Annotated in this window: 20 protein-coding genes; 19 read left to right on the plus strand and 1 reads right to left on the minus strand. The window is 51.7% G+C overall.

What is annotated here, in order from left to right; translation table 11 throughout:
* Positions 1-2 precede the first annotated feature (2 nt).
* From PUT07_RS08665 to PUT07_RS08745, 17 genes are all read left to right on the plus strand, one after another.
* Positions 3-1,508: a sugar ABC transporter ATP-binding protein gene (locus PUT07_RS08665; protein ID WP_274467561.1), complete on the plus strand. Its 1,506-nt coding sequence runs from the start codon at positions 3-5 to the stop codon at positions 1,506-1,508.
* Between the two features lie 5 nt (positions 1,509-1,513).
* The gene (locus PUT07_RS08670; protein WP_274467562.1) at positions 1,514-2,554 is read left to right on the plus strand and encodes an ABC transporter permease; all 1,041 of its coding nucleotides are present in this window, start codon (positions 1,514-1,516) and stop codon (positions 2,552-2,554) included.
* Positions 2,544-3,515, plus strand: coding sequence for a galactofuranose ABC transporter, permease protein YjfF (gene yjfF / locus PUT07_RS08675; protein WP_274467563.1), 972 nt, complete (start codon positions 2,544-2,546; stop codon positions 3,513-3,515). The genes PUT07_RS08670 and yjfF overlap by 11 nt, the downstream gene beginning before the upstream one ends.
* A 161-nt stretch (positions 3,516-3,676) precedes the next feature.
* Entirely contained in the window at positions 3,677-4,744 is a 1,068-nt protein-coding gene (locus PUT07_RS08680) for an ABC transporter substrate-binding protein (RefSeq protein WP_274467564.1), read from the plus strand.
* Between the two features lie 197 nt (positions 4,745-4,941).
* Complete coding sequence (gene hxlA / locus PUT07_RS08685) at positions 4,942-5,577, plus strand: 3-hexulose-6-phosphate synthase (protein ID WP_274467565.1); 636 nt, start codon at positions 4,942-4,944, stop codon at positions 5,575-5,577.
* Positions 5,578-5,581: 4 nt separating this feature from the next.
* Positions 5,582-6,142 carry a 6-phospho-3-hexuloisomerase gene (gene hxlB / locus PUT07_RS08690; protein WP_274467566.1) on the plus strand — a complete coding sequence of 187 codons (561 nt, stop codon included), beginning with the start codon at positions 5,582-5,584 and terminating at the stop codon, positions 6,140-6,142.
* A gap of 70 nt (positions 6,143-6,212) precedes the next feature.
* Positions 6,213-6,584: a winged helix-turn-helix transcriptional regulator gene (locus PUT07_RS08695; RefSeq protein ID WP_274467567.1), complete on the plus strand. Its 372-nt coding sequence runs from the start codon at positions 6,213-6,215 to the stop codon at positions 6,582-6,584.
* Between the two features lie 65 nt (positions 6,585-6,649).
* Complete coding sequence (locus PUT07_RS08700) at positions 6,650-7,849, plus strand: MFS transporter (RefSeq protein WP_274469254.1); 1,200 nt, start codon at positions 6,650-6,652, stop codon at positions 7,847-7,849.
* Between the two features lie 136 nt (positions 7,850-7,985).
* Positions 7,986-8,513: a cyclase family protein gene (locus PUT07_RS08705; RefSeq protein ID WP_274467568.1), complete on the plus strand. Its 528-nt coding sequence runs from the start codon at positions 7,986-7,988 to the stop codon at positions 8,511-8,513.
* Between the two features lie 25 nt (positions 8,514-8,538).
* Positions 8,539-8,697, plus strand: coding sequence for a hypothetical protein (locus PUT07_RS08710; protein WP_274467569.1), 159 nt, complete (start codon positions 8,539-8,541; stop codon positions 8,695-8,697).
* Between the two features lie 192 nt (positions 8,698-8,889).
* On the plus strand, positions 8,890-9,822 hold the full coding sequence (locus PUT07_RS08715; protein ID WP_274467570.1) for a carbohydrate ABC transporter permease: 933 nt from the start codon (positions 8,890-8,892) through the stop codon (positions 9,820-9,822).
* A gap of 15 nt (positions 9,823-9,837) precedes the next feature.
* Complete coding sequence (locus PUT07_RS08720; protein ID WP_379239644.1) at positions 9,838-10,674, plus strand: carbohydrate ABC transporter permease; 837 nt, start codon at positions 9,838-9,840, stop codon at positions 10,672-10,674.
* Between the two features lie 124 nt (positions 10,675-10,798).
* Positions 10,799-12,139, plus strand: a complete 1,341-nt coding sequence (locus PUT07_RS08725) for an ABC transporter substrate-binding protein (RefSeq protein WP_274467571.1) — start codon at positions 10,799-10,801, stop codon at positions 12,137-12,139.
* 100 nt (positions 12,140-12,239) lie between these two features.
* Positions 12,240-14,000 carry a sensor histidine kinase gene (locus tag PUT07_RS08730; RefSeq protein WP_274467572.1) on the plus strand — a complete coding sequence of 587 codons (1,761 nt, stop codon included), beginning with the start codon at positions 12,240-12,242 and terminating at the stop codon, positions 13,998-14,000.
* Entirely contained in the window at positions 13,993-15,591 is a 1,599-nt protein-coding gene (locus PUT07_RS08735; RefSeq protein WP_274467573.1) for a response regulator transcription factor, read from the plus strand. Before PUT07_RS08730 ends, PUT07_RS08735 begins: the two co-directional genes overlap by 8 nt.
* Positions 15,592-15,611: 20 nt before the next feature.
* Positions 15,612-17,165 (plus strand): glycoside hydrolase family 43 protein, encoded by a 1,554-nt coding sequence (locus PUT07_RS08740; protein WP_274469257.1) that lies wholly within the window; start codon positions 15,612-15,614, stop codon positions 17,163-17,165.
* Positions 17,166-17,192: 27 nt separating this feature from the next.
* Complete coding sequence (locus PUT07_RS08745) at positions 17,193-19,472, plus strand: glycoside hydrolase family 95 protein (protein ID WP_274467574.1); 2,280 nt, start codon at positions 17,193-17,195, stop codon at positions 19,470-19,472.
* A gap of 72 nt (positions 19,473-19,544) precedes the next feature.
* Here PUT07_RS08745 and PUT07_RS08750 read toward each other — a convergent pair whose 3' ends face one another.
* A complete protein-coding gene (locus PUT07_RS08750; RefSeq protein WP_274467575.1) occupies positions 19,545-20,438 on the minus strand; it encodes an AraC family transcriptional regulator in 894 nt (297 codons plus the stop codon).
* A 147-nt stretch (positions 20,439-20,585) separates the two neighbouring features.
* Here PUT07_RS08750 and PUT07_RS08755 point away from each other — a divergent pair, with 147 nt between their 5' ends.
* Both PUT07_RS08755 and PUT07_RS08760 read left to right on the plus strand, forming a co-directional pair.
* Positions 20,586-21,491 carry a DMT family transporter gene (locus tag PUT07_RS08755; protein ID WP_274467576.1) on the plus strand — a complete coding sequence of 302 codons (906 nt, stop codon included), beginning with the start codon at positions 20,586-20,588 and terminating at the stop codon, positions 21,489-21,491.
* Between the two features lie 129 nt (positions 21,492-21,620).
* Positions 21,621-22,562, plus strand: a complete 942-nt coding sequence (locus PUT07_RS08760; protein ID WP_274467577.1) for an alpha/beta hydrolase — start codon at positions 21,621-21,623, stop codon at positions 22,560-22,562.
* Positions 22,563-22,651: the final 89 nt, after the last annotated feature.

Consider the following 22,651-nt stretch of genomic DNA (forward strand, 5'->3'; position numbering starts at 1 on the left):
ATATGAGAGAAAACGAACCGATTATGCAAATGACGGATATTCATAAACAATTTCCCGGCGTCAAAGCGCTCTCTGGCGTCAATTTCCGGTTGTTCCCGGGGGAAGTTCACGCGTTGATGGGCGAGAATGGAGCCGGAAAATCTACGCTGATCAAAGTTCTCACCGGTGTCTATTCGATTGACGAGGGTCATGTGACCTTGGATCGGAAGCCGATCCAGATCGGCTCTCCGCAAGAGGCGCAGCGCGAGGGTATAAGCACGGTGTATCAGGAAGTCAATCTTTGTCCCAACCTGTCCGTAGCGGAAAATATTTACATCGGCCGCGAACCGCGGAGGTTCGGACGGATTTTATGGAAGAAAATGAACCAAGAAGCGGCGGAGCTGCTGCGGAAGCGAATGAATTTGGAGATCGACGTGACGCAGCCTTTGCACCATTATTCGGTGGCTGTGCAGCAATTAATCGCCATTGCCCGGGCGGTCAGTATCTCGGCCAAGGTGCTTATTCTGGATGAACCGACGTCCAGCTTGGACCGGGGCGAAGTGATGCAGCTTTTCACAGTCATGACAAGGCTGAAGAACGAGGGGCTGGCGATCCTGTTCGTGACGCATTTCCTCGACCAGGTGTATGAAATTTCGGATCGAATAACCATTCTTCGTAATGGAGAATTTGTCGGAGAGTATATGGCGGAAGAACTCTCCCGTATAGATTTGGTTTCGAAGATGATCGGGAAAGATCTGCACGTGCTGGAAGATCTCCCGAGAACGGCTGCAAGCAGCAATACCGCCGAGAATTTGTTAGAAGCGTATTCCATCGGCCGCAAAGGCTCCATCGAGCCGACCGATTTGACGATACGCAAAGGAGAAATCGTTGGATTGGCCGGTCTGCTCGGCTCGGGGCGAACGGAGCTTGCGAGACTGATGTTTGCCGCCGATCGCGCGGATTCGGGCAAGCTGCAATTGTCCGATTCACCGGCTGCGATTCACACCCCGAGGCAGGCGATCGACCACGGCATCGCCTTCTGCTCCGAGAACCGCAAAACCGAGGGCATCATTGACGATTTGACGATTCGTGAGAATATCATTCTCGCGCTGCAGGCGACGCGCGGTTGGTTTAAGGCCATTCCGCGTAAGCGCCAGGACGAGATTGCCGATGAGTACATCCGTACGCTGAATATTAATCCGCCGAATCCGGAGCATCTCATCAAAAACTTAAGCGGAGGCAACCAGCAGAAGGTGCTGCTGGCCAGATGGCTGCTGATGAACCCGAAGCTGCTTATTTTGGATGAGCCGACAAGGGGAATCGACATCGGGGCGAAAGCGGAAATTCAGAAGCTGGTGCTCTCGCTTGCCCAGAAGGGGATGTCCGTGCTCTTCATTTCCTCCGAACTCGAAGAGGTGCTCCGGGTCAGCGAACGCATCGTCGTACTCAGAGACCGCAAGAAAGTCAAGGAAATGTCCGGCGAAGAAATCAGTCAGCGCAATGTCATGAAAGCGATAGCAGGAGGTTGAGAGGCATGAAGGGAATGCTGAAGCATCATTTATTTTGGCCGTTGTGCATGTTAACTTTGCTGCTCGTATTTAATCTTATTTATTCTCCGGCCTTTTTCTCCATTCAAATGAAGGAGGGGCATCTATACGGAAGCTTGATCGATATTTTGAATTTCGGATCTCCGCTGATCCTGGTATCCATCGGGATGACGCTGGTGATTGCAACCAAAGGCATCGATTTGTCGGTCGGCTCTGTCGTCGCCATTTCCGGAGCGCTGGCCTGTTTAACGATCAGCAAGAGCAGCGATCAGAACACCCTGGGCGTGCTCGTGCTCGCGGTGTCGGTATCGCTTCTGCTGTCCGTGGTACTCGGGCTGTGGAACGGCTTTCTCGTCGCGAAGGCCGGCATTCAGCCGATTATCGCCACGCTGATCCTTATGGTCGCCGGTCGCGGGATCGCGCAGCTCATTACGGGAGGGCAGATCATTACGGTCACCAGCTCCTCTTATAAATACATTGGCGCAGGCTCCTTGGCGACGCTGCCGTTCTCCATCTTCCTTGTCGCGCTGGTGTTTGCGGTGGCTGCGCTGCTGACCCGCAAAACGGCGCTCGGCCTGTTCATCGAGTCGGTGGGCTGCAAGCCGACGGCGAGCCACTTGGCCGGCATCCGCTCGCGCACCGTCATGCTGACCGTGTACATTTTCTGCGGGTTCTGTGCCGGGGTGGCGGGCCTGATCTTGAGCTCGAACGTGTCTAGCGCGGACGGCAACAACGCCGGCTTATGGTACGAGCTCGATGCGATTCTAGCCGTCGTGATCGGGGGCACCTCGTTGAACGGCGGGCGGTTTTATCTTAGCGGGACGCTGATCGGCGCGCTCATTATTCAGACGCTGACGACTACGATTTATATGATCGGAGTGCCGCCCGAGATTACACTGGTAGTCAAGGCCTTCGTCGTGCTGGCCGTCTGCTTGATTCAATCCGAAACGTTCCGCGGGGCGATTGTGCACCGCTGGAGAACACGCCACTATCCGGCCGAACGGGAGGTCAAACGCCATGCTGCTTAATCGCAAGTACGTACCGATCTATGTCACCGTCTGCTTATTCGTCCTAATGTATATCGCAGGTTCCTTCCGGTATACCGGCTTCTTCTCCCTGCAGGTTGTGCTGAATCTGCTCATCGATAACGCCTTCCTGCTCATTACGGCCGTGGGCATGACCTTCGTGATCGTCTCCGGCGGAATCGATCTGTCGGTCGGCTCCGTCATCGCATTAACGACGATGATCTCCGCATCGCTGGTACAAGCGGGATGGTCGCCGGTGCTGGTGATCCCCCTTGTGCTTATCCTGGGCACGCTGTTCGGGTGGGGCATGGGCGCGATCATCCATTACTTCCACATTCAACCGTTCATCGTCACGCTGGCGGGCATGTTCCTGGCACGGGGGCTGTGCTATGTGATCAGCATCGACACGATTACAATCGATAATCCGCTGTACACGAGCATCGCCCAAACCAAAATCCCGCTGCCGGGCGGCAGTTTCATCTCGATCAGCGTCGTTATAGCACTGCTTGTAGTTGCTGCAGGCATGTATATGGCCCATTATACGCGCTTCGGGCGCAATACGTATGCCATCGGAGGCAGCGAGCAGTCGACGGTTCTGATGGGGTTGCCGGTCGCCAGAACCAAAATGGGGGTCTATGCCTTCAGCGGCTTCTGCTCCGCGCTCGCAGGTGTCGTCTTTACGTTCTATATGCTCTCGGGGTACGGTTTGCACGCGATGGGGATGGAACTCGATACGATTGCGGCCGTGGTCATTGGCGGTACGCTGTTAACCGGCGGCGTAGGTTATGTGGCCGGCACCTTCTTTGGCGTACTCATCCAAGGGGTGATTCAAACGATCGTCAGCTTCGAGGGAACGCTAAGCTCATGGTGGACGAAAATCGTCATCGGCTTGCTGCTGTGCTTGTTCATTTTGCTTCAGAAAGCGTTGAGCGAGCGGAAGTGGTCGATACGGAAGGCCGAGTAACGGCATAAGTGGGTTATGCAAGGCATTGCAACTGTCATGCATCACCCTTTTTGCTTTGAACGGGCGCTAATAGCCACCGGCATGTTGTCACATGGTTGGAAGCGGTTTATAATACTAGCAATGGCATATGCTGCCTACTTTGGCCTGAGAGGGAGACTCCGATGCTCAGTAGATCGTTGATGTCATTATTCAAAAGCAAGCTGCTGATCCTGCTCTTGTTGGGCATGATTTTAATCCTGTCTACGTTTGATTCCGTCTACAAATCGTCTTCCGATTCCTATAGTCCCGGTGACGAGAAGACGGTTATCAAGAACGTGATCCAAACGGAACCGATGCAGACGCCCTCACGTCCGATCGTGCTGGGCTTTTCCCAGCTGGGGGCAGAAAGCGCCTGGCGCAATGCCAACACGACGTCGATTCGCGAAGCGGCGGAAGAGGCGGGCATTGAACTGCGTTTTGCCAATGCCGATCAATCGCAATCCAAGCAGTTCGAGGCGATTCGTTCCTTTATGAAGCAGAAGGTGGACGTCATTGCCATCGCCCCCGTTATTGAGTCGGGCTGGGAGCCGATTCTAAGCGAAGTGAAGCAAGCCGGCATCCCGCTGATCATCCTGGACCGGTTGGCGAATGTGAGCGATCCTTCTTTGTACGTGACCTACATAGGCTCCGATTTCTATGAAGAGGGCAGGAAAGCCGGCAAATATATCGTCGATAAAATGAGCGGGCACAAAGACACGATTGGTATCGCGGAGCTTGCCGGCACCGAGGGATCGACGCCTTCCATCGCGAGAGGGAAAGGGTTCCGCGACGTGATCAAGGACCACCCGAATTTACGCATATTAAAAACCGAGTCCGCCGATTTCACATTCGCACAGGGCAAGCAAGTCATGCAATCGTACTTGTCCGAGATGGGCCGGGATATTCGTGTCTTATATTCGCATAATGACGATATGGCGCTCGGGGCGATCGAAGCGATCGAGGAATACGGCTTGCGGCCGGGCAAGGACATTATCATCGTTTCGGTGGACGGAACGAATAAAGCGTTTGAGAAAATGGCGGAGGGCAAAATCAACAGCGTCGTGGAGTGCAACCCGCTGCTTGGCCCCAACTTGATGCAAGCTGTCAACGAGCTGATTCAAGGACGCAGCTTACCCAAGAGAATCGTTACGCCGGAGAGCGTCTTTACGGAAACGATGGCGGAGGCGGAAGTGGGGAAAAGGAAATATTGATCGGAGAAGCCGAATAAATCGTCGTAACAACAAGCCTTGAGGACACTTCCTCAAGGCCTTTTATTATCGGAGCCAATCCCAAGTAGGCACCTCCAAGTAACTACGCACGCAGAAGTGCCTACTTTTCGAACGAACAGTGAAGAACTACAATGATCCTATGCTTTTTAACATGAACTATTTTAAAGGAGAGATGTGATATGGAACTCCAACTCGCGTTGGATCTGGTCGATATTCCAGGAGCAAAAGAAATCGTAAGTGAAGTGGCGGAATACGTCGATGTTGTGGAAATTGGGACCCCTGTCATTATTAACGAGGGCTTGCGGGCCGTGAAAGAACTCAAAACCGCTTTTCCTCATTTGCGTGTGCTGGCTGATTTGAAAATCATGGATGCGGGCGGCTATGAGGTCATGAAAGCATCTGAGGCCGGAGCAAGTATTATTACGGTATTAGGCGTTTCCGATGATACGACAATTAGCGGCGCCGTCACGGAAGCACGTAAGCAGGGCACCAAAATCATGGTGGATATGATCAACGTTCCGGATATGGAGAAACGGGCTCGCGAAATTGATGAGCTTGGCGTTGACTACATTTGCGTTCATTCCGGTTACGACCACCAGGCTGCGGGCAAAAATTCACTCGAGGATCTGGCGACCATCAAACGGGTTGTGAAAAAAGCTAAGACCGCTATCGCCGGCGGAATTAAGCTTGTGACGCTGCCTGAAGTCCTGCAAGCCAAGCCTGATTTGGTCATCGTCGGAGGAGGGATCACAGGCCAAGCGAACAGAAAGGCGGCAGCTGCAGAGATGAAACGTCTTGTACAGTCGGCTGGGTGAAGAGATGAATGTTTTAAAAGGCGCATGGCCGTTACTGGTTGCCGATGAAATCTACCAAGCCGTTAAGCAAATCAGCGAGAGCGATGTAGCTCGGGTTGCCGAGCGCATTCTAGAGGCTAACAGGGTATTCGTCGCCGGCGCCGGAAGATCGGGGCTTATGGGACGTGCTTTTGCTATGCGGCTCATGCAGGCGGGCATTCCAGTCTATGTCGTTGGAGAAACCGTGACGCCTGCGATTAAGCGTGGCGATCTCCTTCTAATCGGCTCTGGCTCAGGGGAGACCCGACATCTGGCTGCCTATGCGGACAAAGCTTCTGCGCTTGAAGCGGAGGTCGTCTTGATTACGCTCTCCTCTCAATCGACGATAGGAAGAAGGTCCAATCATACGATACAGGTGCCTGGGGTTCGGAAAGACCGGTTCGAGGCAGACATTTCCTTACAGCCTATGGGGACATTATTTGAACAAACGCTGCTCTTATTTTATGACGCTGTACTTCTGTGTCTCATGCAAAAGCTGGATATCAATACCTCCAATATGTACGAAAATCATGCAAATTTAGAATAATGGCATAAAATTGAAGGCTTCTTCCTACCCTCTGTAGAAGTATGAAGTGGATAGAGGAGGCTGAATCATTGTGGCATTGGAAGTTAAAGATCGTATATCTTTGCAAGATATAAATTGTGAGAAGGAACTCACACTGGCTGTTATCGGAGGCAAATGGAAGCTGATCATCTTGTGGCATCTAGGCTTGGATGGAACCAAGCGATTCGGAGAGCTGAAGCGGCTGATTCCTGGTATTACTCAAAAAATGTTAACCAACCAGCTTCGTGAGCTGGAGGAGGATCTGCTAATTTCCCGGGAAGTATTCGATCAGACGCCGCCCAAAGTCGAATATTCGCTTAGCCGTTACGGACAAAGTCTGATGCCGCTGCTGCAGATGATGTATGATTGGGGTAAATGCTATAAGGAAAACGTCATCCAGTTGGATGACGCGGTAAAAATGTGAAGAGACCCGCAGCAGGTTACTCGGCCGTAGAAAAAAGGAAGAGCAAGCTCAACCCCATATATGCCATGCAGCTGGCAACGATATTTATCGGATTCGTCATCTTCGGGTTCTCGGAAAATATGAAAGGCCCGGCGATACCGCGAATTCAATTCGATTTTATGTTGAGTGAGTCCCAACTTGGCACTTTATTATCCTTGAACGCTCTGGGTTATTTGATAGCCTGTTCCTTCACCGCTTATTTGACCAAAATATGGGGGATCAAATGGGTGACCGTTGCCGCGTTCGCCGCTATGGCTTTGTCCGGCATCCTCATTTACTTCTCCCACTATTATCCGATGTTCTCCATTTCGTATTTCCTGATGTATATCGGGAATGGAATGCTGGAAATTGGCCTGGCCATTCTAAGCGCCCGGATTTTCGTGAGGAACACGGGAATGATGATGAATATGACGCATGGCTTCTATGGCCTAAGCTCGACGGTCGCTCCGCTGATTGCAACAGGCCTGATGAAGGTGACGATTGCTGGCCATATGCTGGACTGGCGCGGGATGTATCTGGTGATGCTGTTATTGTCCGTCATCCCGATTGTGATTACCTTGTTAAGTACGTTCCCCGGAGATGACATCTCACACGAAGATCGCATACCATTCAAAGCCTTGCTGAAAGACCGCGTGTTATGGTTAATGGTGCTGGTGCTTACGTTCGGTGTTGTATCGGAATTAGCCGTTGGCGGCTGGCTCGTTAATTTCTTGGAGAAAGCTTATCGTTGGGATGCTGTGAACGCTTCGGGCATGCTATCCATCTTCTTCTTATGTTTCGCGCTGGCTAGGCTGTTGCTGGGCCCGCTGACAGACCGGATAGGCTTCGTATTATCCCTCATTATCTTCTCAGGGTTTTCGGCATTATGTACATTCGCTGCCATACTTGGCGGTGAACGTGCCGCGTTCCTGTTTGCCGTCTCCGGTATAGGCATTGCGATGATTTATCCGACCGTGATGGCTTTTATCGCGAAGAGATATCCGAAGGGCAGCGATACGGCGATCACCTTCACTGTCACGCTGATGGGAGTCGGCAGTGTGATCGGCAATTATCTTATCGGGGGCGTCATAGAGCTCGTCAAGCGCATGGTTGGTGAAGACTCGGCCATAAGTCTGCTTCGCGGACTTCAAGCCGGATACGGCTTCATTGGACTATGTGCGGCCTTATGCGCAATAACCGGACTGATTTTATATGTTTATTTGAATAAAAGAAAAGCGCTTATTTAAAACATCATGACGCCACGATCCAGCCCTCAGGTCGGATCGTGGCGTCATTCGTTTACGCGCATCTTTCACGGTTTCGTTTACGACAGGCCGCTGAACGTATAGAATTTGCATATAAGCATGAAAAGGAGGCGCATTAATGCAAGTAATCGATTTAACGCTGCCGATTGCCGATGGCATGCCCGTTTATCCCGGCGATCCGGAGGTGAAAGTCAAAGTCGTACATACATATGAGCAGCACACGTGGGAACTGCGGCAGCTATCGATGGGGAGCCACACCGGCACCCACGTGGATGCTCCTTCCCATATGCACCCCGGGGGCGCGACATTGGACGAGCTGCCGTTGGAGCGTTTTTTCGGAGCCTCGCAGGTCGTACGGATCAAAGACGCTGTTTGGCCGGAAAATCGGGGGCTGTTTTTCTGCGAATCCGTTGGGATCGAATGTTATGACCGGCTTGCTGCGCTGCGGCCGCCTTTCGTCGGCGGTGAGCTGTCTGAAGAACTGGAGCGGGCTTTGTTGGGAATCGGTGTTGTGACGTACACGGGGCTGCAGAGTTTGGAACGACTTCCCGTCGCAACGGATTTTATGTTCTACGGTTTTCCTCTGCGCATCGTCAGCGGCGACGGATCCCCGGTTCGGGCCGTTGCGGTGGTGGCGCAGCGTTAGCGGAAACGATCTTCACCAAAGGAAATTGACGCTGTTCGGGCCAGACGGCACAGAAGTGCTAGTGGACGAGAAGCTGACGGGAGCTATTCCCTTCAAAGCCGCCAAGACAGGTACCTATGTCGTGAAGCTGCAATCGGATGTCCAGAATCATACGACGGAAATTAAGGTAAATAAAGCGGATTGATTACATCCCCACATGGAAACGACTGACGTTGTCAGTCGTTTTTTTGTGAGGTTTGGCGCATCCGATTTCACATATGAATAGGGTTAGGTAAAAATAATACACGAAAACGAGTCTAAATCCTGAACCGCGAATCCTGTTGATTAGCCCTATAATGAGGATAACGAATAGGATGACCATCAGGAGGTAGAACATATGGAATTGGGGATGGAAACCGTAAGGCGGAAAGAGAAGAGAAGAGGGTGGAATCAACAAAGGAAGGAGGCGGTTATCGGGTGGATATTCCTAGCACCTGAGGCGGTTGGTATCGTTACGCTTGCCATATTCCCATTGTTATTCTCGTTATTTCTGAGTTTCACGAACTGGAATCTTGCAGGCGGCTTTGAGGAGATGGATTGGGTAGGTTTTGCCAACTTCGAGAAGATGGTAGACGACACCAAGTTCTGGAAGGCGTTGGAGCATAATCTGTTCTTTACGGCCGTAACTGTGCCCATGGGGCTCTTGATCGCCATGATCATGGCAGTTCTCATACACACGAAGGTTTATGCCAAAGATCTGTTCAAAATATTATTCTTTATTCCTTATATTTGTTCCACAGTCGCGATTGCCGCTGTCTGGGCAGCTCTATACCATCCGTCAAGCGGCCCGATTAATCAATTTCTGATGGCAATCGGCATGGAGCATCCGCCCAAGTGGCTCGTCGATTCCCAGTATGCGCTCATTGCCATCATGGTTATCGCAATTTGGCAGGCGCTCGGTTATCAGATGATTATCTTCCTTGCGGGCTTGACGCAAATTTCGGAAGACATCTACGAATCCGCCCGGATCGACGGGGCATCAGGCTCGCAGCAATTCTGGTACATCACGGTTCCTTTATTGGCACCGACCACGTTGTTCCTTACGATCACGACAATTATCGGTTCATTCAAAGTGTTCGACCTTATCAAGTTTCTGACGGACGGAGGACCGAACGACGCTTCGACGGTACTCGTTTACCGGATCTATGAGGAAGGCTTCATTAACTTTAATATGGGATATGCTTCCGCGCTCTCTTGGGTGTTGTTTCTGCTGGTCATCGCCGTCACATCTGTGACATGGGTCGTACAAGCCCGAGAGAAACGTTCATAATAGGGGGAATCCACAGTGAAAGCCAACAAATTACAGCTCGACAGAATGATATTAACCGTTATTTTCGGAGCATGCTCCGTCATGTTCATTGTTCCGCTTATCTGGATGCTTTCGGCGTCGGCCAAAATTGAACGGGACGTGATGACGTACCCGATCCAGTGGATTCCAACGAATTGGAATTGGATTTCCAACTTCCAGAAAGTATGGCTGGAGAAAGTGCCCTTCTCCCTGTTCTATTGGAATTCGCTGAAGCTTGCAATCATAGCGACGCTTGCGACGCTGCTCTTCTCCTCGATGGCGGCCTTTGCCTTCTCTAAGCTGCATACTCCCGGGAAAGGTGTCATGTTCGGCCTGATGATGTCGTTCATGATCATTCCGGAGCAAGCGACGCTCGTCCCGCGATTCATCATGATCAAATGGCTCGGGTTGTACAATTCGCATGAGGGCTTGATTCTAATGCTAGCTTTCTCCATGTACTTCACGTTTCTCATGCGGCAGTTTATGATGGGGGTTCATAACGATTTTATCGAGGCCGCGAAAATCGACGGAGCGGGTTATTTCCGGGTGTATGCCCAAATCATGCTGCCGCTGTGCAAACCGATTCTGGCAACGGCAGGCATCATCAAGTTTATTTGGACTTGGAACGACTATCAGAACCCGTTGATTTTCTTGTTTACGAAGGAGCTTTTCCCGCTGCCGCTCGGTATTCAATTTTTCCGCCAGGAGTATTCCAATAACGTTTCTTTGATGATGATGGCCGCCGTGTCTGCAATTGTACCGCTCATTATCGTCTTCGTCATTCTGCAGAAGCAAGTGATTAACGGGATTACGGTTGGCGGGGTCAAAGGGTAATTATCCTCATCGTCCGGCATGTCAAAAAAATGCACGTAGAACAGTAACACAAAGTACACGGTCAATCGCTTACAAATTAGTTATGCTTAGGATGCTAACGACAGTTGAGAAGAGGGGATCCGAAATGAAGAAAATCGCAACGACGATGATGTTGAGTTTGAGTCTATTCCTGGCAGCCTGCAGCGGGGGCACGCAATCTCCGGCAGCTGGGGAGAATAGCGCAGCGCCCAAAGGCGCAACGACGACGATTAAGGTGTACACGGCTTACAAAGGCGAGCCTGGCGAACCGCTGATGAAGATCATCGACGCCTATAATGCGCAGGGGAAAAATGTGAAGGTGGAGCATGTGGCGCTTGTCCAGAATAACGATAGCCGCGAAATGCTGCAAAAGTTCGACGTGCTTGCCGCTTCAGGCGAGCAGGTGGATGTTCTTTTCCTGAATAACGAAGGGTTCGTGACGGAACGCGCCGGCAACGGGGTCCTGTATCCGCTGGATGAATTCTATCAGGCCAATCAAATCAATCCGGAGAAGGATTTTTACCGGGATCCGGTCTATAACGGGAAGCACTACGGCATGATGGCCAACGCAAGCTTTTGGTATGTCGCTATGAATGAAACCCACTTGAAGGAAGCCGGTCTCTCCTTGCCGCCTTCCGACTGGACCTGGGATGACTTCAGGGAATATGCCAAGAAGCTGAAGATGAGCAAAGAGGGGCGGTACGGCGCCTATTTCCACACCTTCGGCGAATACGCGAATATCATCGCTTACACGGATTTCAAAAATCCGCAGCTCAAAGAAGACGGTACGCTGCAATTCGATGATCCGAGCTTCGAGTATTGGTTTAAACTTCGGAGGGCGATGGAAGTGGAAGACAAGTCGGTTCGGCCGCACGCCGATGTCCTTTCCGCCAAGCAGCATTGGGCTACGGATTTCATGAACGGCACGACGAGCATGATGCCCATACCGATGTATTCGCTCGATGAAGCCTTCTTGAATAAGGAAAGCTATCCGCGTGATTTCAAAATTACGTTCGCTCCGCTTCCGCGCTCTTCCAAGAATGTCGAGCCGGGCTTAACGAACATTGCAGGATCCTTCTTTACGATTCACAAAAATTCGAAGAACAAAGAAGCGGCATTTGATTTTATTAAATTCGCGACAACAGAAGGCGCTTCTTTGGGCGGATGGATTCCGGGCTGGACGAAAGCGGACGGCAAAGCGGTGCTTGATAAAACGCTGCAGGGCAAGACGGATCTCGTAAATAGCGAAGCATTGAATGCAGCGATCTTCAACGATCGGGTGCGGACGGTCGGCACTTCCGTCATCAGCGTTCCCTATCAGCAGCAGTTGAAGAAGGTGGCTGAAGCCGGACTGAACAAATATATGCTGGACAACACCTCTTATGAGGAAGCACGCAAATTCATGCTGGAGGAAGGCCAGAAAATAATCAATCAGAATAAAAAGTAATCAGCAGTGCAGGGAATCGGCGATTTCGCCGTTTTCCTTGTTTTATTTCCCACCGAATGATGTATGATAATTGAAAAGTGCTTTATTGGAGGTATGGAGATTGGCTTTGAGCTGGCTGTATCGCGTATCGTTTTACCGCAGAATCCAAATTTCGCTGCTGCTGTTCCTTATTATTCCCCTGCTGTTCATAACCGGGCTGTCCTACGTCGCGAATAAGCAGGCGAACGAGGACAACGTTCGAATGAATATGAAAGGAATTATCGGGATTCTCGCCGGCGACTTGTCCAAAACGGCTAACGACGTTACGTATACGGTCAACCAGTACTCGGCCTCGCAATCGAACGGTTTATTAGACAGTTTGAGAGAGTTAAGTAATTTGAAGGGTTTCGATAGTTTTGAGAGTTACCGTACGTATACCCGCCTGAATGAAAGCGCTGCTCTTCAAGCCGGCAAATTATCACTGGCACACGTTAGTGTATTTTTCATTAATCGCGCGCATTATCCCATCATCGGCACCTTGAATGGTCGCGATGCCGCTATGCTTCGGAAAGACAGCCGCTTCGAACATCTGACGGAAGAAGAAGCCTCCACAGGCATTGTCCGCTGGTTCCGGGCTGAGCGGGGCAGCAGTTACGGGGATGTTTTCAGCGCGTCTTATTATCTGTTTGTGAAGAAAACGGTCTATGATCCATTCCGCGGCCTTGTCTTGGGTACGCTCTTCGTCGGTATTCCGGACGTTTACTTCCAAGGGCTGTTCAGCAACGCGGGGGATGGCGTGTTTACCTTGTACGAGGCGGACGGGTCGATGATCGCAGGCATGGACAGCAGCCCGCTATCGTTATCCGACGGTCCTGCGGACGGCTGGATGAGAGAGACAACAGCGGTGCCGGGTACGTCCTGGACTCTAACCTATGATATCAATGCCGGCTTAGCAACCGGGGATGTCACGCAGCGATTCTGGTATTTGATTATGGCCGTGTGTATCGTCATGTTCGTATTCCTGTTCATGTCCGGCGTCATCGCGAAAGGGCTGAACAAGCCGATCCAGAAGCTGATGCGAATCGCTTCCCAATACGGAGAAGGCAACAGCTCGATCCGGTATCATGCCGAAGGGCAGGACGAAATTTCGAATTTGGGCCAATCGATCAACAGCATGCTGGATAATATCAATGCGCTGATCCGCAAGGTTGAAGCGGAGCAGGAAGAGAAGCGAACCATCGAGCTCTATGCCTTGTTCTCGCAAATTCAACCGCACTTTTTGCTGAATACGCTCAACTCTATCAAATGCAATTTGGCCATTGAGGGAGATAAGGTGCATAGTGAGACGATCGACTCTTTAATGGCCTTGCTTCGTGCCCATTTGCGCGTGCATGAGCCGCTAACCTTGGCCGATGAGTGCAAGCTGCTTGGTCAATATGTATCCATCATGCGTATGCGGAACCGCTTGCCGATCGAACTCATCATCGATATCCCCGATTGGAGCCGCAAGGTTGTCGTTCCACGGCTGCTGCTTCAGCCCTTGGTCGAGAACAGCATCATTCACGGGTTCAGCCATTCGACCCCCAACCCGAGAATTGAAGTGACGGTCCAGGAAGCGGAGGGCGGCTTCTCCATTCAGGTGGCGGACAACGGGAAGGGGATGGCTCCCGAAACGGCAGAGGCATTGAATCGGAAGCTGGAGAATGAGGTGGAGCAGGTCGGCGAGCGGGGAGTCGGGATGTATAACGCCATGCGCCGTTTAAAGCTGACGTTTGGCGATAACGCCAGATTGCTTGTCAGACAGCGAACACATGGAGGCTTCGCCGCCGTCTTGTATATTCCATGGAACGAATTCGAAGGAAAGGATTACGCCGATGTTTAAGGTGATGCTGATTGACGACGACGTACCCGTCGTAGAATATATACGCAAGCTGGTTAACTGGGAAGCGTTAGGGCTTCGCATATGCGCCGAAGCTTACTCGGCAGCCGATGCGAAGGAACGCTATGAAGCGGCGCTGCCGGATATTTTAATTACGGATATCGGCTTACCGGACGGCAACGGCATGGAGCTGGCGCGCCAGTTTCGCGGCATGCACGCCCAGCTTCGCGTCATCTTCCTGACTTGCCACGAAGATTTCCAATTCGTCAAGGAAGCTCTGCGGATCGATGCGGACGATTATGTCGTGAAGGATGAGCTTAGCCCGGAGAAAATAACGGAAAGCTTGGAGAAGGCGATATCCAAGCTCTCGAACGAGCAGGAACAGCTGGAGCAAATGGCGTACAAGAGCGACTTGGCGCGCAATAAAGACATTTTACTTCAGCAATTTTTCCATGAATTGTCCCATACCTCGGATCCCTCAGGGCTGCTTGAACAAGGTAGGCGCTTGGGCATCGATTGGACCGGCTCGTGCTTCGGCGCAGCATCGTTTCATGTGGACCAAGGAGATCTCTTGGAAACATATGATCGGAAGAACCTCGAATTGGTCCATTATGCCGCCTATAACATTGCTTTGGAGTTGGCGGCCGGAACGGGCATTACGATATTTATGGCTAAGGATCAGCGATTGTGGACGATTTCCTGCGAAGGGGATCCGGCTGCCGCCAAAGCCTCGCTGGAGCGATTCATCCCGCAGCTCCGGGAGAAGCTGGGGGAGTTCTTAAGAGTGGACGGCTATGCGTCGATTGGAGAGGATACGAGCTCGCTTGCCGGTTTGGGCGGCTTACTAGGGAAAGTGAAGGAGCTCCATGATCGGCTGTATGACATGGACAGCCGGAATGAGGACACTCCATGGCCCTTGATGAATAGCGGGCATTCACCGGAAGCGGATGCAAGCCTCGGACTTGAGGCGCTTTCGGCGAAATGGATCGAATCACTCCTCGATGGGAATCAGTCCTTAGCGCACATTTATCTGGGGAACATGAAGAGGGCCATGCGCATAGCTTCTAAGGACGCAGCGAAGACGAAGGAGTGGCTGATCCGGCTCGTACAAGAGGTAAGTATTCGGTTCGGCCGTTCCGTGCCTGCGGGCATTCAGGAAGATATCGCGCATACGGTCCGCCTGGAAGAGGCTGCTCGGATCGTGCGTTGGTATTCGGAGCGTCTTCTACAGGACGTATCGGCGACCTCAGCGGAGACCTATGAGACAAACCCTGATATCAAAGCGATTCATGCTTTCATCCGCGAGCACATCTACAGAAACATTACGTCCATTGATATCGCGAGGCATTTGCACTTGAATCCCAGCTATTTCTCGCGTTATTTCAAGAAGCTTACGGGTCAGAACTTTACCGATTATGTGCATTTAATCAAAATGGAGGAAGCGAAGCGGCTGCTCGCCAAAGGTGAAACGGCGGAACATACGGCGTATATGCTCGGTTATTCCGACCGCGCTTATTTCTCCAAAGTATTCAAGAAGTATACAGGGGTGAGCCCGAGCGAATACAAGCAGCACCCCTTAATCATGAAGGAGTGAGAGCATTGACTACTTTCAACATGCCGAAGGAACGGTTGCCATGGGTTTCGGACCAGGGCGACGGTACGTTCACCAATCCGATTCTCCATGCGGACTATTCCGATCCCGACGTCGTTCGAGTCGGAAGCGATTTCTATATGACGGCATCCAGCTTCGGTCATCTGCCGGGACTGCCGATCCTTCATTCCAAAGATCTTGTCAATTGGCGTTTAATCAATCACGCCATACCGCGTATGCCGCTGAGCGGATACGATCGCCCGCAGCACGGGAATGGCGTATGGGCGCCGAGCATCCGGTTTCACGCCGATAAATTTTGGATATTTTACGGTGACCCCGATGTCGGGATTTTCATGACGACCGCCGATGATCCTGCCGGAAACTGGTCGGAGATTCACCTTGTTCATGAAGGCAAAGGGCTCATCGACGCTTGCCCTTTCTGGGACGACAACGGGGATGCTTACTTGGTGCATGCCTATGCGCAGAGCCGGAGCGGCATCAAGCATCGGCTTCGCGTACGGCGCATGTCTCCGGACGGCAAGCAGCTTCTAGATGAAGGCGTTGTCATCATCGATGACCCCAACCGTCATCCGACCATTGAAGGACCGAAGATGTACAAAAGGAATGGCTATTATTACGTGTTCGCACCTGCCGGAGGCGTTGAAGAAGGCTGGCAAACCGTGCTGCGCGCATCCCATCCATTCGGTCCGTATGAGGATCGGATTGTGCTGCACCAGGGGGATACCGTGATCAACGGTCCGCATCAGGGCGCCTGGGTGGAGCTCGAATCCGGCGAATCCTGGTTTATCCATTTTCAGCACAAAGACGCTTATGGCAGAATCGTTCACCTGCAGCCAATGAACTGGTCGGCGAATGATTGGCCAACAATGGGGGTTGACCTCGACGGGGATGGCATAGGCGAGCCCGTTCTCAACTTCCGAAAGCCGAATGTCGGCGGCGAATACCCGATCTGTGTGCCGGCAGGTTCAGACGGGTTCGATGAGGAACAGCTGGGTTTGCAGTGGCAGTGGCAGGCTAACCCTGAAGAAGGCTGGCACTCCCTGGCGGAACGGCCGGGCTGGCTGAGGTTATTCGCGCAACCCCTGCCCGAGGGGACCTCTTCCATGTATCAGGCGCCTTCCCTGCTCTTGCAGAAGTTCCCTGCGCTAACGTTCGAGACAACGGTCCGTGTGGATGGAACCGGCTTGAACTATGGCGATCAGGCGGGACTTATCGTATTCGGATACAGCTATGCGGCTTTGATCTATACGAAGAGTGCGGAGGGAGGACCGGAGCTTCAGCTGCTCGAAGGGAATCAAGACGGGCATACGGTCAAATGGCGGCGCACAATTGCCGGTCAGGAGATATCGCTGCGTGTCAACGTCCAACCGGGAGCGGCGTGCACATTCCAATACAGCCTGGACGGTCACAGCTACGAGCTTATCGATCTGCCTGCATTTCAAGCGACCGTAAGCAAGTGGGTAGGCGCGAAGGTAGGGCTGTTCGCCCAAACAGGGAGTACTCCTGGGGGCTTCGCGGATTTTGATCAATTCTCTATGACAAGTGTTTCCGAATAAATCAGGATCGGTGGGGGAGGAATCATCGTGAGCTTAGATGTCGAAAGAAGGATATGGTTTCGCAAGCCTGCAGCGGAATGGGACGAGGCACTGCCGCTTGGCAATGGAAGGTTAGGCGCAATGGTGTTCGGCAGCGTGCATAACGAAAGGATTCAGCTCAATGAGGATTCGCTTTGGTATGGAGGTCCGCGCGATAGACACAACCCCGACGCCGCAGCGTATTTGCCGCGGATTCGCGAACTCGTCTTTGCCGGTCGTCCGAAGGAAGCGGAGCGCTTGGCGGCGCTGGCATTGACAGGGCTTCCGGAGACCCAAAGGCATTATGTGCCTCTGGGTGATCTGCTGCTGACGTTTCCCGATTTGCAGCGTGGGGACGCTGGGCCATATGTACGCGAATTGGACTTGTCGGAAGCGAAGGCCAGGGTATCTTTCAAGATGAATGATACGACCTATTATCGTGAGCTGTTCATCAGCTGCCCGGACCAGGTGCTTGCCGTTCGCCTGACTGCGGACCGGCCAGGTGCGCTTACAGTACATGCACGACTTTCCCGGGCGAAATGGAGATATGTCGAACGAATCGAGAAGATCGGGAACGACACGCTCGCGATGCGCGGAAACAGCGGAGGTGAGGGCGGGGTGGATTATCGTGCCGTACTTCGCTGCACAACTTCGGGGGGCAGCCTGCAAGCCATAGGCGAGCATCTGGTTGTCCAAGATGCGGATGAAGTCATCTTCTATCTGGCAGGGGCAACAACTTATCGCCACAGCGATCCGGAAGCGTATTGCTTGGAGCGTGTGGAAGCGGCGGTGACAAAAGGGTTCCAAAGCGTTGAAGAGGACCACCGTAAGGACTACGCCCGGTTGTTCGAACGGATGCGCTTTACCTTGACGGGTGACGAAGAGCTCAGAGAGCTGGACACCGCCGAACGACTGGAACGCATAAAAACAGGGAAGCGAGATAACGGACTCCTCGCGTTATATTTTAACTATGGACGGTATCTGCTCATCGCTTCCAGCCGACCGGGTTCATTGCCGGCGAATTTGCAGGGAATCTGGAATCGTGAATTTCTTCCAAGCTGGGACAGCAAATTCACGATCAATATTAACCTGCAGATGAATTATTGGCTGGCGGAGCCTTGTAACTTGGCTGATCTGCATGAACCGCTCTTTGACCTGATCGAGAGGCTGGTTCAATCCGGCCGGCGAACGGCCAATGTCATGTACGGTTGCAGGGGCGCTGCTGCGCATCATAACACAGATTTATGGGCGGACAGCGCGCCGCAAGACACATGGATCCCTGCAACATATTGGCCGCTGGGGCTGGCTTGGTTAGCGCTTCATGTTTGGGAGCATTATCAGTTCTCGGGTGATAAGGAATTTCTTGCGAAGCGGTATCACATCTTGCAAGAGGCATCCAGATTCGCGCTGGACTTTCTGGTGGAAAGCCCTGAAGGCGATCTCGTCACATGTCCTACCATATCTCCGGAGAATACGTATGTATTGCCAAATGGTGAGCCTGGGATCTTCACGTATGGCGCAACGATGGATAATCAACTGCTGCGCGCGTTATTCGGAGTCTGTAAGGAAGCGGCGGAGGTTCTCGCGACCGACGAAGATTTCCGTCTGGAGTTGGAGGGGGCATCCAGCCGTTTGCCTCAGACGACAATCGGCAAGCATGGGCAAATCCAGGAATGGATTCACGACTACGACGAAGCGGAGCCTGGCCATCGTCATATCTCTCACTTGTTCGGACTGCATCCCGGGAATGAAATCCGCCTAAACGGAACGCCGGAGCTGGCCCATGCAGCCAGAGTAACGCTTGAGAGAAGGCTGGCCAGCGGCGGCGGTCATACGGGCTGGAGCCGTGCATGGATAATCAACTTTTGGGCCCGGCTGCAGGACGGGGAACAAGCCGGTGAACATCTGCAGCAGCTTCTTAGGAAATCTACCTTGCCGAACTTGCTGGATAATCATCCGCCCTTTCAGATTGACGGTAACTTCGGCGGTACAGCGGGGATCGCGGAATTGCTCCTCCAAAGTCACGAAGGCGAGCTCCATCTCTTGCCTGCCTTGCCTCCCGATTGGCAGGATGGCCAAATTAGCGGTCTTCGGGCTCGGGGTGGCTATACCGTTGAGCTGAGTTGGACGAACGGTCAATTACAGACTGCACGCATCGAGGCGCAGCGCGATGGCAGCTGCCAGGTGCGAATTAGCGGCTCGGCGTTCATCGAGTTCCCGGTCACCGCGGGGGGCGTATACCTGTACGAAGCTCAAGGGGAGCCTTCATTCGTGGAAGTAAGAGGCTAGGTTAGTTAGGCGAAGATCATAAGAAGAGCGGCAGCGAGAACTTTGTTTCACGTCTCAGCTGCCGTCTTTTTATTAGGTAGTCCGATCAATTCGGATGTTGCGGAATTCCTTCGGCGTCATGTTACGATGTTTCTTAAAAGATTGGATAAAATGGTTCACGTGATTGAACCCGACTCTCCGGGCAATTTCGGATATCGTATACTCCGCAGACGCCAACAGCTCGCAGCTCCGTTTAATACGGTACTGAACTAGATAGAAGTAAGGCGTCATTTGAATGCTTTTCTTAAAGCTGCGAGTGCATTCGGAAACACTCAAATGGGCTGCGTCTGCAATTTCCTTCAAGGTTAGAGGGTCTGTATAGTTTTGGTGAATAAAGCTAAGCATTAATTGCAATCTTTCTTGCTGTAGTCTGCTTTGCTTAGAGGGCTCTTCGGAAGATAAAGAAAGATGAGATATAAGAATCAACCATAACTGAACCGTTTTGATGGAAACCTCGTACTGCCATCCCCAGTTTGCTTTCGTTTCGAAGGCTTCCTTCATAGACCACAGGATTTGCAGGATTTGCTTTTGCCACTCCGATACGCCTTTAATTTCGCAGGACAATATATAAGAATTGGTAAAAGGGCGAACATACTTATGTTCCATCGCACTATCGGAATAAAAGGCGAGCAGCTTCTCCGGAAAATTGAAACTGACATATTCGCCGTCAGGCATCAGATGTGTAACAATGTGAAGGACACTTTTGTTTATGAAAATGGCCTCGCCCCTGTCTAATCGATAATCAATGCCGTTGATTCGTATCGTCAATCTCCCTTTGGTCACCAAAGTAATCTGTAATTCTTCGTGCCAATGCAGATCGTTCACTCCCCGGCCTTCAGGAACAGATCCATGATTCGTATGTGTGTACATGATGTACGGAAATGCTTCGTCAGGATACCGGATATCCTCGTGTAATTGCTTTTTCAAGGGTGGGCTCCTCCGTTAGACGATATTTCGATATAAAGTAGAGATATTATTACACTAAATTGTCGTTATCGATGATATTATTATATCCAGCCTAGGTTTACTCTTACAATGCTGTGCACAAGTATTGTATCGTCGCTTGGAGGATCAATGGTTCAATTCAACAAATCTTCGTTACCTTCTCATCCGTTTATTCTGTTACTAATCAGTATATTGTCCGTTTCCGTCTCGTCCATCATGATCAAATTTTCAGATACACCTACTTCAGTAGCGGGGATGTACAGATTGTTTATTTCCGTCCTCATCATGCTCTTTTTTGTGCGCCGGGATAAGCTTCGCTCCTTAAACATGAATAAGAAAGATTGGATTCTTGTACTTCTTGCCGGTCTATTCCTAGGGTTACACTTCTTATTCTGGATGGAATCTTTGGTCTATACCTCCGTTGCAAGCTCCATGGTCATCTTGTCGTTGCAGCCATTATTTGTGTTGGTGGGTTCATACTTTTGGTTCAAGGAACAAGCCAATCTGCTGACCATCAGCTGCTTGATCGTTGCGCTCTTGGGTTCAATCCTTATAGCTTGGGGAGACATAGGAGTTTCGAGAGAAGCGCTAATGGGGGACGGTTTATCGTTAATAGGCACCCTTTTCGTTTCCGCCTATCTGCTGGCGGGGCAGAAGGCAAGCCATAAGATGGATGCAAATGTGTACAGCGTGCTCGTTTTTTTAATTGGCGGCATCGTCATGTTCGTCTACAACTTGCTTAATCATTACTCGTTAACGAAGTACGACTCCTCGGAATGGACTTATTTCTTGCTGCTTGCCATCATTCCAACGATTTTCGGACAGTATCTGTTCAACTTATTGTTAAAGTCCATTGGGGCAACGACCGTTTCGGTGGGGATTATTGGAGAACCTGTTCTAGCCATAATTCTTGCGTATCTATTGTTAGGTGAAACCATTACTATCTATCAGTTCTTAGGCGGTCTGATGACTTTAATTGGAATGGGCATGTATTTTTGGTCAAAATCTTTAAAGGTTAAGCGCTCGCTCTGTTGAAGCGAGCGCTTTTTAACGTTTGGACATACCCCTACCTATAACGCCTCTCGGTTTTGCGATCTGATTTACTGGTTATATATACCTGTAGGCATGAATCCAGATGAATCCTCTCATAAGGAGTTGTTATTGATGACGCAGAAAATTGTACTGGAAGAAGCCGCACTGAAATTTGCAAAAGATACGGAGAATCCGCCTTATTTATTTGATCTAGGTCCGGACAAAGGGCGCGAAACCGTCGATGCTGTCCAGTCCGGAGACATCAAGAAGCTGCCGGTCGAGATTCAGGACAAAGTGATCGAAGGCGGTCCAAGCGGTCATGTATCGATCAGGCTGCTGCGCCCGGAAAACGTAACGGCCAAGCTCCCGGTCATACTCTACATTCACGGCGCCGGCTGGGTATTCGGCAATGCGCATACGCATGACCGGCTCATCCGCGAGCTGGCGGTCGGAACGGAAGCGTGCGTCGTCTTCCCGAACTACAGCCTTTCGCCGGAGGCGAAATATCCGACGGCTATCGAAGAAATTTATGCCGTCCTGCAATGGATTGCCGATCACGGCGAAGAAAACGGCTTCGATACGGGCCGCCTTTATGTTGCCGGGGACAGCGTTGGCGGAAATATGACGGCGGCCATAACACTGATGGCCAAAGAGCGCAGAGGCCCAAGGATTCACAAACAGCTGCTCTTCTATCCCGTGACGGATTCGAGCCTGGATACGGAATCCTATAAGGAATTCGCAACCGGTTATTTCCTGCGGCAAGACGGTATGGCTTGGTTCTGGGAGCAATACACGGCGAAGCCGAGCGACAAAGAAGACGTCTATGCCGCACCGCTGCGAGCAACCGCAGCGCAGTTGGCGGGACTCCCGGAAGCCTTGATTATTACGGCCGAAGCCGATGTCCTGCGCGACGAAGGCGAAGCTTATGCCAATAAGCTGCGGGAAGCAGGCGTTCGCGTTACGGCGGTCCGCTTTCAAGGCATCATTCACGATTTCGTTATGCTTAATGCTTTGGCGGACACCGCTGCGGCGAGAGGTGCGATCGCGCTGGCTAACGCGTGGTTGAAAGAGTGAGCATACACCAACCAGAGCAGCTGGTGAAATTGAAAGAATAATATCACAGTAAGCCACAAGACTCGTGACTAGACAGGTTGCGATCGATG

It is taken from the genome of Paenibacillus sp. MAHUQ-63 (assembly GCF_028765165.1).
Lineage (GTDB): Bacteria > Bacillota > Bacilli > Paenibacillales > NBRC-103111 > Paenibacillus_E.